Origin of the sequence: Roseateles sp. So40a (assembly GCF_048081605.1) — a bacterium.
GTDB lineage: Bacteria > Pseudomonadota > Gammaproteobacteria > Burkholderiales > Burkholderiaceae_C > Roseateles.
Map to the genome: position 1 here is coordinate 353,035 of NZ_CP182288.1, position 12,690 is coordinate 365,724.

Below are 12,690 nucleotides of genomic sequence, written 5' to 3' on the forward strand. Positions count from 1 at the left end.
CCACGACACCCAACGACGCTCACGCCAGGTCCGCCACCGACGTCACGACGACCGATGCGCCCCGCGTGAGCCGCGAGAGAGGGAGATTCCATGCCCATCCACAAGATCCTGCTGGTCGACGATTCCAAGACCGAACTGCACGCGCTGAGTGACCTGCTGACCAAGCGCGGCTTCACCGTGCGCACCGCCGAGAACGGCGAGGAGGCGATGAAGCGCCTGGCCGAGGAAAAGCCTGACCTGATCCTGATGGACGTGGTCATGCCCGGCCAGAACGGCTTCCAGCTGACCCGCGCCATCACCCGCGACGAGCGCTACGCCGACGTGCCCGTGATCATGTGCACCAGCAAGAACCAGGAAACCGACAAGGTCTGGGGCATGCGCCAGGGCGCGCGCGATTACGTCGTCAAGCCGGTGAAGGCTGACGAGCTGCTGGCCAAGATCAAGGCGCTGGGCTGACACCATGGCCAACAAGCAAGGTCTGCGGGAACTTCAACAGCGGCTGGCGCAGCGCATGCAGGCGGCGCGAGAGGCGCCGCAGGCCGCGAACTGGCTCGCGGTGGAGTGCGCGGGCCTGGGCCTGCTGCTTCCGCTCAAGCAAAGCGGCGAAATCTTCACGCCCGTGCCACTTCAGGCGGTCCCGTACACGCAACCTTGGATGCTGGGCGTGGCCAACTTGCGGGGCGGATTGCATACGGTGGTGGACCTGTCGGCGTTCCTGGGCCTGCGCGGCCCGGCGCCGCTGACCTCGGCCCACCGGCTGGTGTCGATCAACCCGGAGCTGGGCATCAACTGCGCGCTGCTGGTGGATCAGCTGCTGGGACTGCGCGGTGACGAGCAGCTCCAGGCCGAGCCCGACGACGCCGGCCATCCCGATTTCGCTCCTGCCCGCATGCGCGACGGGCAGGGCCGGCGCTGGCAAGTGCTGGACCTGGATGCGCTCACGCAGCATCCGCAATTCCTGCGCATTGTTTTGAACTGATAGCCAGACGACGGTCCCGTCACAGGCGCCGATTCGACGAACGAGATCAAACGAGGGTGAGATGAGCTTCCTGGACAAGATCAAGAACAAGGGCAAGAACGAGGGCAACGACGACGTCGAGGCCGCCGGTCCACGGACCGAGGCGGGCGAGTCGGCACCGGCGGACACGACGGACTTCCAGCCTTCGATCATCACCACGGCGCAGCCCACGCCCGAGTTCCAGGACACGTCCGCGGGCTACCAGCCCTCGGCGTCCGCCCCGGAGTCGCCCACGCCGATGCCCGAGGTGCTCAAGCAGCCCGAGCAGCGCCGCACCGGCCTGCTGACCGCGCTGACTGCCGCGGGCGTGATCTTCACCGCCGGCACCGTGTCGATGGCGCTGATCAACGGCAACCGCTCCGCCGCCCAGGTGCGCGGCGCCGGTCAGGCCGCGACGCAGTCGCAGCGTCTGGCCAAGGCGGTCTCGACCGCGCTGCTGGGCAACAAGAACGCCTTCCCTGAAATGAAGGAAGCGTCGGACGTGCTGACCAGCGTGACGACCTCGCTGCGCGACGGCAGCGGCGACCTGGCCAAGGCGCCGGGTTCCGTGGACGCGCTGCTCGAGAAGATCGCCCCGATGGTGGCGCGCGCCGACAAGAACACCAAGGTCATGCTGGCGCAGGAAAAGGTGCTGACGCAGGTCGGCGCCGCGCTGCGCGCGATCAACCGCCAGTCGTCGGACCTGCTGGAAAGCGCCGAGGCCGTGGCCTCGCTGTCGCTGCAGAGCTCGGCTCCGACCGGTGAGGTCGCCGCGGTCGGCCAGCTGGTGATGCTGACGCAGCGGATCGGCAAGTCCGCCAACGAATTCCTGACGCAGGAAGGCGTGAGCCCCGAGGCCGTGTTCCTGCTGGGCAAGGACCTGAATGCGTTCCGCGAGATCGCCCAGGCGCTGCTCAACGGCAACCCGGAACTGCGTCTGGCCGGCGCCAAGGACGCCCAGGTGCGCGAGCGCCTGAAGGTCCTGCTGACCCAGTACGACCAGACCCGCGGTCAGGCCACCGCCATCCTGTCCAACCTGCAGGGCCTGGTGTCCGCGCGGGAAGCGCAGACGGCCATCCTGAACGACTCGGAAGTGCTGCGCAAGGACCTGGACGACCTGGGCCAGGGCCTGGAATCCGCCGGCGGCATGAACCCGCTGCTGCTGCTGGCGATGGCCGCATCGCTGGCGATGCTGGTGATCGGCGCGGTCGGTTTCCTGCGCCTGTACGTGTCGGACCAGGCGCGTCGCGCGCAGATGGCTGAAGAGCAACGTCGCGAGGCCGAGGCGCAGGAGCAGGAAGCCAAGCGCGTCAACGACGCCAACCAGGCCGCCATTCTGCGTCTGATGAACGAACTGCAGACCGTGGCTGAGGGCGACCTGACCCACCAGGCGACGGTGACGGAAGACATCACGGGCGCGATCGCCGACTCGGTGAACTACACCGTGGAAGAACTGCGCTCGCTGGTGCATCAGGTGCAGACGACGGCGGTCCGGGTGACGGACACGACGGCGCAGGTCGACCAGACCTCGACCGAGCTGCTGGCCGCGTCGACCGAGCAGTTGCACGAGATCCGCGCCACCGGCGAGGCCGTGCTGCAGATGGCGCACCGAATCAACGACGTGTCCGCGCAGGCGCAACAGACCGCCGACGTGGCGCGCCAGTCGCGGGAAGCCGCCGAACAGGGTCTGCAGGCGATGCAGAACAACATCGGCGGTATGAACCAGATCCGGGACCACATCCAGGAAACGTCCAAGCGCATCAAGCGACTGGGCGAGTCCTCGCAGGAAATCGGCGAGATCACCGAGCTGATCTCCGACATTACCGAGCAGACCAACGTGCTGGCGCTGAACGCGGCCATCCAGGCGGCGTCCGCCGGTGAAGCCGGTCGCGGCTTCTCGGTGGTGGCGGAAGAAGTGCAGCGACTGGCGGAACGCTCCGCCGACGCGACGCGCCGGATCGCCGCGCTGGTCAAGACCATTCAGACCGACACCCACGACGCGGTGGCCGCCATGGAGCGCTCCACGCTGGGCGTGGTCGAGGGTACGAAGCTGTCCGACGCGGCCGGCCGCGCGCTGGAAGACATCGACTCGGTGTCGCGTCGCCTGGACGACCTGATCGGCCAGATCTCGTCGGTCGCGCAGAACGAAGCGCGCGCCGCCAACGAGGTCGGTGCCAACATCCAGCACATCTTCGCGGTGACCGAGCAGACCTCCGACGGTACGCGCTCCACCGCGCAGATGGTGCATGAGCTGTCGCGTTCGGCGGAAGCGCTGAAGCAGTCGGTGGCCCGGTTCAAGGTGACCTGATCGGCGTCACGCCGACAGCCCCGCCCGGTCGTACAGGGATAGAGCCCCGCACCGCGTCGACATAAAAGAGAGAACAAGAGCGAGCATGGACCTTACGCGCGAATCCGAGTTCCCCGCCGACCTGAGCCCCTTGGCCTGGGTCCAGGAGGAACTGCGCCGCACGCTGGAATCGGTGCACAAGGCCCTTCGCCGCGTGCTGCGCGATGCCGATGCGCGATCGACGACCCTGGGCGGCGACGGCCAGCCCAGTCCGGCGCTGCAAGGCGCGGCCCAGCAGATGCACCAGGCGGCCGGCGTGCTGTCGGTGGTCAGCCTGCCTGCCGCGGCGCACCTGCTGCGCGCGGCCGAGGCCACGCTGTTCCGCCTGGCGGAGAACCCCGCCGGCGTCTCGATCGCCGAGGTCGAGGCCGTCGAGCGCGCGGACTTCGCGGTGCTCGCGTTCATCGCCAAGACGCTGGCAGGTGGTCAGCCGAGCTCGCTCGCGCTGTTCCCCGCCTACCAGGCGCTGCAGGAACTCAACGGCGCGGGCCGCATCCACCCGGCCGACCTGTGGACCGAGGAATTCCGCTGGCGCGACCTGCCCGTGGACGGCAACGTCCGCGCGCTGACGTCGGACCAGATGCGCGCGCCCTTCGAGGCGCTGCTGCTCAAGCAGATGCGCGCCCCGGCCCCCGGCCAGGGCCAGCTGCTGAGCGACCTGTGCGCCGGCCTGGCGCTGACGCAGACCCAGCCGCACGCACGCACGCTCTGGATGCTGGCCGCGGGCCAGTTCGAGGCTCAGTCGCGCGGCCTGCTGCCGGTGGACACGCTGGTCAAGCGGCTCGGTTCGCGGCTGCTGGCGCAACTGCGCGCGGGCAGCGATGCCGCGCCGTCGGAACGCCTGGCCAAGGATCTGCTCTTCTTCTGCGCCGCCGCCAAGCACACCGACCCGGCCGCCGCGCCGCGTCTGACCGCGGTCCAGAAGGCCTACGGCCTGATCGAGGCCGACCAGGTCGACTACCGTGACGACACGCTCGGCCGCATCGATCCGAACTGGGTCGCCGCCGCCAAGAAGCGCGTGGCCGCCGCCAAGGAATCCTGGGCGTCCGCCGCCGAGGGCGAGACCCATCGCCTGGGCGGTCTGGACGAGCAGTTCGCCCATGTCGGCGAATCGCTGCAGAAGCTGTTCCCCAACGGCGAGGTGCTGGGCGACACGCTGCGCCGCGCCGTCGTGGCGACGCTGCGTTCGGGCCGCGCGCCCGAACCCGCGCTGGCGATGGAGATCGCCACGTCGATGCTCTACCTGGAAGCCGCGCTCGAGGACGAGGCCTTCGACCAGCCCGAGCAGGGCGAGCGCGTGAAGGGCCTGGCCCGCCGCATCGAGTCCGTGGGCCACGGCGAGACGCCGCTGGCGCTCGAGAGCTGGATGGAGGAGCTGTACCGCCGCGTCGCCGATCGGCAGACGCTGGGCTCCGTCGTCCACGAACTGCGCGCGAGCCTGTCCGAGGTCGAGCGCCAGTGCGACGAATATTTCCGTGACCCCGCCAAGCGCGACCTGCTGATCCCGGTGCCGGGCCAACTGCAGGCCATGCGCGGCGTGTTCAGCGTGCTGGGCCTGTCGCAGGCCGCGCAGGCGACGCTGAAGATGCGCGACCAAGTCGACGAACTGGCCAACACCGAGGTCGATCCCTCGCTGGCCGGACCGCGCGCGCAATTCGACCGGCTCGCCCACAACCTGGGCGCGCTGGGGTTCCTGATCGACATGCTCAGCGTGCAGCCGCAGCTGGCCAAGCGCATGTTCCGCTTCGAGGAAGACACCGGGCTGCTGCAGTCGCTGGTGGGCCGCGAGAGCGAGCTGCGCGATCACGCGCTGGAACTGGCGGCCGAGGAAGCCGCGGCGCAGCCGCAGCTGATCGACCAGCTGCAGGCGACGGCGCAGGCCGTCGCGCAGGGCGATCGTCCGGCCGAGGAGCTGGCGCGCGACCTGGAACGCATTTCCCATGAAGCCCGCGCCGCCGACGACCTCGGCCTGGCGCAGGCCGCGCAGCAGGCGCAGCAGCAGTTGCTGTCCGCCGGCGACGCCGCCGCGGGCACGCACGCCGCCGAGGCGCTGCAGCAGTTCATCGAGGCCGCCGCGCCCGTCGCGCCGCCGGCCCCCGCGCCGAGCGCCCCGATCCCCCAGGCCGAGGAAGCCATCGACGAGGAGATGCTGGGCATCTTCCTGGAAGAGGCCGCCGAGGTCGTGGGCACGGCCCGCGAGGCGATGGCCGCGCTGGCCCGCAACGGCAGCGACAAGGAACAGCTGACGACGGCGCGCCGCGCCTTCCACACGCTCAAGGGCAGCTCGCGCATGGTCGGGCTGAACGAGTTCGGCGAAGCCGGCTGGGCCTGCGAGCAGTTGTACAACCACCGCCTGTCGGAGCATCCGCAGGCCGATTCGGACCTGCTGCGCTTCAGCAACGAGGCGCTGGACGCCTTCCAGGCCTGGGCCGCCGCGATCGGTGAAGGCCGTCCGCACGGCTTCCACAGCGCGCCGTTCCGCGCGTCGGCCGATGCGCTGCGCCTGGAGAACCGCTACCTGCCGCTGGCCGTCTCGGCCGAGCCGCCGGCCGCCCCGGCCGTTGCCGCTGGCGCTGCCGCCGCTGCGATCCCCGAGCTGATCGAGGTCGCCGAGGTGCCCGAGGTCATCGAGCTTGCTGAGGTCGCCGAGGTGCCGGATCTGCCGGTGGCCGAGGTCGTCGAGCCCGCCGCGCCGATCGAGACGCTGGAGATCGTCGAGCTGGGTGAAGTGGTGGAGCCGCTGGCGCTGCCCGAGCTGTCGCTGGACGACGCCGTGGCCGAGTCCGCGCCCGCCGCCCCGGCTGAAGGCCCGACCGCCGAGGAACAAGCCGCCGAGCAGGCCGCGATGGACCTGCTGGCCACGCTGGACGCCTCGCCGATGGCCGATGCCGCCGCGATGCCCTCGCTGGACCTGCCCGCGCTGGACCTGCCGGGCCTGGACGTGCCCGCGCTGCCGATGGCGGACCTGGACATCGTCACCGCGGTCGAGCCGGTTGTGCCGGTCGCCACGTTGACCGCCGAGCTGCCTGAGCTCACGCAGGCCGTGCCCGAGCTGGACGCCTCGCTGGACCTGGACGCGCTGTCGGCCGAGGCGCTGCCCGCCGTCACCGCGCCGGACACCACGCTGACGCTGCCGACGGTGGCCGAGGAAGTCGAGCCGTCGTCGCTGCTGGCCGCGCCGGTCGCCTCGCCGGCCGACACGGTCATCGACGCGCCGGCCTTCCCCGACGAGCACACGTTGACGCTCAGCGACGAGCCGAGCGTCTCGATGGAGCTGCCCGAGGGCTGGCCCGAGGACGCGCCGCTGGTCGAGATCGAGGCGACGACCCCGATGCCGCTGGACGAATTGCCGTCCGAACCGGCGATCGAGGAGCCCGCGCTGGATCTGCTGGACCTGTCCGGCATGAACGACCTGTCCGAGCTGAACACCGCGCCGCTGGCCGCGATCGAGCCGGCCGACGCCGCGCCGACGCAGGACGTCTCGCTGACGCTGGACCTGGGCCAGGAGCTGGTCGAGGCGCACGCCGCCGAGCCGATCGATCAAGCGGTTGATCAGCCGATCGATCAGCCGGCCGATCAGGCCCATGACTTCGCCGACGAGGCGACGCTGGACCTGGGCGGTGTCGGCATCGACGACGCGACGCCGCCGGAAGGCCTGTCGCCGCGCAGCCTGTCCGACCTGGACCTGCCGGACCTGGACCTGGGCACGACCGCCGCGCCGGCTCCGCACGCCGCGCCGGCGCTCAGCCTGGTGGGCGGCACGTCCGTGACGCCGCCGGAAGCGGGCGCCGAGTCCGGCGACGCGCTGGACGGGATCGACGACAGCGAGGACAGCGACGAGGGCGTGAAAGTCATCGGACCGCTGCGCATCAGCATCGCGCTGTTCAACATCTTCCTGAACGAAGCCGACGAGCGCTCGCGCCGTCTGCAGGTCGAGCTCAGCGAATGGGCGCTGCTGCCCCAGTCGCCGCAGCCGCAGGACGCCGAGGCGCTCGCCCACGGCCTGGCCGGCAGCGCCGCCACGGTCGGTTTCGAGGACCTGTCCGGTCTGGCCCGTTGCCTGGAGCACGCGCTGGAGCGTGCCCGCGGCCACGAGGTCGCCGATCCGACGCTGTTCACGCGCGCCGCCGACGAGATCCGTCGCCTGCTGCATCAGTTCGCCGCCGGTTTCCTGAAGGAAGCCGATGCCGGCCTGATCGCCGAGCTGCAGGCCTTCGAGCCGGGCGCGCCGCTGCCTGACGGTCACGCCGACAGCGACGAGGGCCTGCTGGCCATGTCGCTGGAGGAGGTCTCGACCGCCTCGCTGCCCGCGCACCTGCTGGACATGATGGCTCCGGCCACGCCGCAGCTGCCGACCTCGCACGCCTCGTTCCACCGCGCGGCCGAGGCCTCCGCCGACGACTTCGACTTCAACCAGCCCGACCAGATCGAGCCGGAGCTGATGCCGATCTTCGAGGAAGAGGCTGAGGACCTGCTGGGCGAGCTGCACGGCGCGCTGCGCGAGTGGGCGGCCCAGCCGGCCGACACCGGCCGCGCCGCGGCCTGCATGCGCGTGCTGCACACGTTCAAGGGCGGTGCCCGCCTCGCCGGCGCGATGCGCCTGGGCGAGCAGGCCCACCAGCTGGAATCGCAGATCGAGCGCCTGGTGAGCGACGGTGAACCCGGCTTCGAGCAACTGCTCGCGCTGCAGGACGCCGGCGACAGCCTGGAGCACGGCTTCAAGACGCTGCAGCGCACCTGGCGCGACCCGGCGCCGGTGGTCCCCGCGCCGATGCCGCAGGTCGCGGCTCCGGTCGCCGCTCCGGTCGTTGATCTGCCCGCGCCCATCCCTGCCACCGCTGCGATCGAGACCGTTCAGGCGCCCGCCGAGGGCTCCGATGCGATCGTCGCGCCGGCCGAGACCGCTGATGTCGCCGAGACGGTCGAGGTCGCCGAGCTCGTGGAGCCGATCGCTGAACCGGTCGCCGAGCCGGCGGCCGATGCCGCGGCTGAACCCGAGGTCGAGGTGGTCGAAGAGACGGCCCAGGCCGTCGAGGCACCGGTGGACGAGCCGATCGCTGAACCGGTCGCCGAAGTCCCCGCCGCGCCGGCTGTCGCCGCGCCGCCGGCCGACATCGACATCGACTGGGCCCATTTCGGCGAGATCGCCGAGCTGGGTCAGCCGCTGGAAAGCGCGCCCGTCGCGCCCGCCGCGCAGGTCCGCGTCCGCGGCGCGCTGCTGGAACGCATGGCCGCGCTGTCGGGCGAGGTCGCGATCCGTCGCGCCCGCCTGGAATCCGAGCTGGGCCAGATGCGCGTGTCGCTGTCTGACCTGGACGACAACCTGGAGCGCCTGCGCACGCAGCTGCGCGAGCTGGAACTGCAGGCCGAGGCCCGCATCGCCGCTCGCCAGGAAGCCGTGCATGCCACCGGCAAGGACTTCGATCCGCTGGAGTTCGACCGCTACACCCGCTTCCAGGAACTGACCCGGATGCTGGCCGAGTCGGTCAACGACGTGGCCACGGTCCAACGTGGCCTGCAGCGCAACGTCGCGGCCGGTGAAGACGAACTGGCCGGCCAGTCCCGCCTGACGCGCGAGCTGCAGGACGACCTGCTGCGCACGCGGATGGTGGAGTTCGACTCCAGCCTGGCCGAGCGCCTGCATCGCGTCGTCCGCCAGGCCGGCCGCGAGAGCGGCAAGCAGGTGCAGCTGGAGATCCGCGGCGGCGGCGTCGAACTGGACCGCGCGGTGCTGGAGCGTCTGACCGGCGCCTTCGAGCATCTGCTGCGCAACAGCGTCGTGCACGGCATCGAGACGCCGGAGGTCCGCCAGCAGGCGGGCAAGGCGCCGGTGGGCCGCATCGTGCTGAACCTGCACCAGGAAGGCAACGAGATCCAGGTCCGCTTCAGCGATGACGGCGCCGGCCTGAACCTGTCGCGCATCCGCGCCCGCGGCGAGTCGCAGGGCCTGATCCAGCCGGGTCAGGACATCAGCGACGCGCAGCTGATGGACCTGATCTACGAACCCGGCTTCTCCACCGCCGAGGCGCTGACCGAGATGGCCGGCCGCGGTGTCGGCATGGACGTGGTCCGCTCGGAAGTGAACACGCTGGGCGGCTACGTGCTGACCCAGTCGACCTCGGGCCAGGGCGCCAGCTTCGAGCTGCGCGTGCCGCTGACCACCGCGCTGACGCAGGTCGTCGTGCTGCGTTACGGCGACCGCAAGGTCGCGGTGCCGGCCAGCCTGATGCTGTCGGTGCAGCGCCTGTCGGTCGAGCAGGTCGAGCAGGCGTACGTCGACGGCTCGCTGATGGCCGCCGGCGAACGCATGCCGTTCTACTGGCTGGGCGGCCTGATGCACCAGAGCGACCGCGGCGTGCCGCACGGCAAGACGGTGCCCGTCGCGCTGGTGCACAGCGCGCAGCAGCGCCTGGCGCTGCACGTGGACGAAGTGCTGGGCAACCAGGAAGTCGTGATCAAGAACCTGGGCCCGCAGCTGATGCAGGTCCCGGGCCTGGCGGGCATCAGCCTGCTGGCTTCCGGCGATGTCGCGCTGATCTACAACCCGGTGGCGCTGGCCAACCGCTACGGCCATGCCGCGCAGCAGCGCGTGCACGACGCCGAGGCGGCGGCGCGCGCGGTCGTGGTCCAGGAGGTCGAGCAGCTCGCCCCGCTGATCATGGTCGTGGACGATTCGCTGACCGTGCGCCGTGTCACGCAACGCCTGCTGGAGCGCGAGGGTTACCGCGTGCTGCTGGCCAAGGACGGCCTGGATGCGATGGAGCGCCTGGGCGGCGAGGAATTGCCCGCGCTGGTGCTGTCGGACATCGAGATGCCGCGCATGGACGGTTTCGACCTGGTGCGCAACCTGCGTGCCGACGCGCGCCTGGCGGGGCTGCCCGTGATCATGATCACGTCCCGCATCGCGCAGAAACACCGGGACTATGCACAACAGCTCGGAGTCGACGATTACCTGGGCAAGCCCTATGACGAAGAGCACCTGCTCGGGCTGATCGCCCGATACACTGCGCATCTGTCCGCCGGTCACCCGGCGAGGGCGTAAGGTCCGGCAACCACCCGGACATCGGTCATCACCGGCGCCTGGATCATCCTTCCACGCTGCTGAGCACACCATGTCCGGGGTTGTCGACCATCTTGCCGAGCTGACGGGCTTCCGTGACCGCGACGTCATGGACGTCACGCTGGTCACCGCGCTGCGCGATCTGCTCAGCGGCCCGACGGCCGCCGTGGCGATCTACCGCTGCGTCGGCGAGCCCGGCCATCAACGCTGGCTCACCCGCGCCCGGCTCAGCGCCGGCGACGCGGTCGCCACCGCCGACTCGCTCTGGGTCGATCCCGACCGGCTGCCCAAGCTGGATGAACATCCCCGCCGCCTCGAGTGCCTGTCGCAGCGCAGCGTGCTGCAGCAGCGCGAAGGCGAGGAGTGGGTCACCTTGTTCCCGCTGGCCACCGAGCGCGAGGTCGTCGGCGTGCTGGAGCTGCACACGGCGCGCCGGCTCAAGGCCGAGGCGCAGCGCATGGTCACCAGCGTGCTGCGGATTTATCACAACTTCCAGGGCCTGCTGGACTACAGCGAGCGCGACACGCTGACCGGCCTGCTCAATCGCAAGACCTTCGACGAGAGCTTCCTGAAGGCGGTCTCCGAGCTGCCCCGCCACAAGGCGGTGGAAGTGATCGAGTCGGACGAGCAGGGCCAGGACCGCCGCCATGCCGCGGTGCATCCGCGCTACTGGATCGGCGTCATCGACATCGACCACTTCAAGTCGATCAACGACCGCTTCGGTCACCTGATCGGCGACGAGGTGCTGCTGCTGCTGTCGCGGCTGATGCGCAGCAGCTTCCGCTTCAACGACCTGCTGTATCGCTTCGGCGGCGAGGAATTCGTCGTGCTGATGCGCTGCGAGGACGAGGAGGACGCGGCTCACGCGTTCGAGCGTTTCCGGCTCAACACCGCGCAGTACGCCTTCCCGCAGGTGGGCCGCATCACGGTGAGCATCGGCTTCACGCAGATCCGCGGCGGCGACTCGCCGGCCGCGGCGTTCGAGCGCGCCGACAAGGCGGTCTATCACGCCAAGGGCGCCGGCCGGAACCAGGTGCAGAGCCATGCGACGCTGGTCGCGCAGGGCCAGATGGCGGAAGCCGCGCACCTGAGCGACGTCGAGCTGTTCTGATGCGCTCGCCGGCCACGCGTCGATGGCGCGCGGCGGCCGCGGCGCTGACGCTGTCGGTGGTGGCCGCGCTCACGATCGGCTGCGCCAGCCCACCCCCCGTCACCGGTCCCGACGTGCCCGCCGCCAGCGGCGAGCAACGCGCCGCCGACGGCAGTCACCTCTGGCAGGACTTCGACTGGTCCGACCCCGCGCGCGACCGCGCCGTGCCGGTGCGCGTGTACTGGCCCAGCGGCGCGGCGCCCGCGGCCGGCTGGCCGGTGGTCGTGTTCTCGCATGGCATGGGCGGCTCGCGCCGCGGCTACAGCTACCTCGGCAGCTACTGGGCGGCGCATGGCGTCGTGGCGATGCATGTGCAGCACATCGGCAGCGATCGGCGGCTGTGGGCGGGCGGATTCGGCTGGTCCAACTCGCTGACGCTGGTGCGCCGGCTGCAGCAGGCGGCGCAGCCCGGCGAGGCCATCGAGCGCACGCAGGACGTGCGCTTCGCGCTGGATCAGCTGCTGGCCGGCCCGCTGGCAGCGCGCCTGGACACGACGCGCCTGGCGATCGCCGGACATTCCTACGGCGCCAACACCAGCCTGCTGCTGGCCGGCGCGCAGGTTCCCGCGGCGAGCGGGATGCTCGGTGCGGGCGCGCCGCTGCCGGCGATGGCCGACGCGCGCTTCCGCGCGGCGATCCTGATCTCCGCGCCGCCGTTCTACGGCGAAGGCGATCCGGCGCCCATCCTGTCGCGCATCGCGATCCCCACGCTGCACATCAGCGCCACCGACGACGAGATCACCATCCCCGGCTACTACAGCGGCCCGTCGGACCGCGTGGCGCTGTTCGACGCGATCGGCGGTCCGCGCAAGGCGCTGGCGATGTTCAGCGGCGGCTCGCACAGCATCTTCACCGACCGGATGAACACGGGCGGGCTGGAGCTCAACCCCAAGGTCAAGGCGGCGACCAGCGAGCTCAGCCTCGCTTATCTGCGCCTGGTGCTCGATGGCGACGAAGCCCCGCTGCGGGACTGGCGCACGCGCCATGGCGCCTTGCTGGCGCGCTGGCAGGCGCCGTGAAGGCGCTTTCAGCAACCCGTGCGGCGCAACGCCTGACCCCGCTCGCATACGCCATCCGGCACGCGAAGTGCCAGTCCGTGCCGACAACGTGGCTTTCCTGGGACGTGGCACGTGAGC

Annotated in this window: 6 protein-coding genes; all 6 read left to right on the forward strand. The window is 70.8% G+C overall.

Annotated elements, in window-relative coordinates; genetic code table 11:
* Positions 1 to 90 precede the first annotated feature (90 nt).
* Positions 91 to 456, forward strand: a complete 366-nt coding sequence (locus ACNI65_RS01570; protein WP_088406380.1) for a response regulator transcription factor — start codon at positions 91 to 93, stop codon at positions 454 to 456.
* Positions 457 to 460: 4 nt separating this feature from the next.
* Positions 461 to 979: a chemotaxis protein CheW gene (locus tag ACNI65_RS01575; protein WP_416760795.1), complete on the forward strand. Its 519-nt coding sequence runs from the start codon at positions 461 to 463 to the stop codon at positions 977 to 979.
* A gap of 61 nt (positions 980 to 1,040) precedes the next feature.
* Positions 1,041 to 3,305 carry a methyl-accepting chemotaxis protein gene (locus ACNI65_RS01580; protein ID WP_416760796.1) on the forward strand — a complete coding sequence of 755 codons (2,265 nt, stop codon included), beginning with the start codon at positions 1,041 to 1,043 and terminating at the stop codon, positions 3,303 to 3,305.
* 85 nt (positions 3,306 to 3,390) lie between these two features.
* Positions 3,391 to 10,386, forward strand: coding sequence for an Hpt domain-containing protein (locus ACNI65_RS01585; RefSeq protein WP_416760797.1), 6,996 nt, complete (start codon positions 3,391 to 3,393; stop codon positions 10,384 to 10,386).
* Between the two features lie 70 nt (positions 10,387 to 10,456).
* On the forward strand, positions 10,457 to 11,515 hold the full coding sequence (locus tag ACNI65_RS01590; RefSeq protein ID WP_416760798.1) for a GGDEF domain-containing protein: 1,059 nt from the start codon (positions 10,457 to 10,459) through the stop codon (positions 11,513 to 11,515).
* A complete protein-coding gene (locus tag ACNI65_RS01595) occupies positions 11,515 to 12,573 on the forward strand; it encodes an alpha/beta hydrolase family protein (RefSeq protein WP_416760799.1) in 1,059 nt (352 codons plus the stop codon). The genes ACNI65_RS01590 and ACNI65_RS01595 overlap by 1 nt, the downstream gene beginning before the upstream one ends.
* Positions 12,574 to 12,690 lie beyond the last annotated feature (117 nt).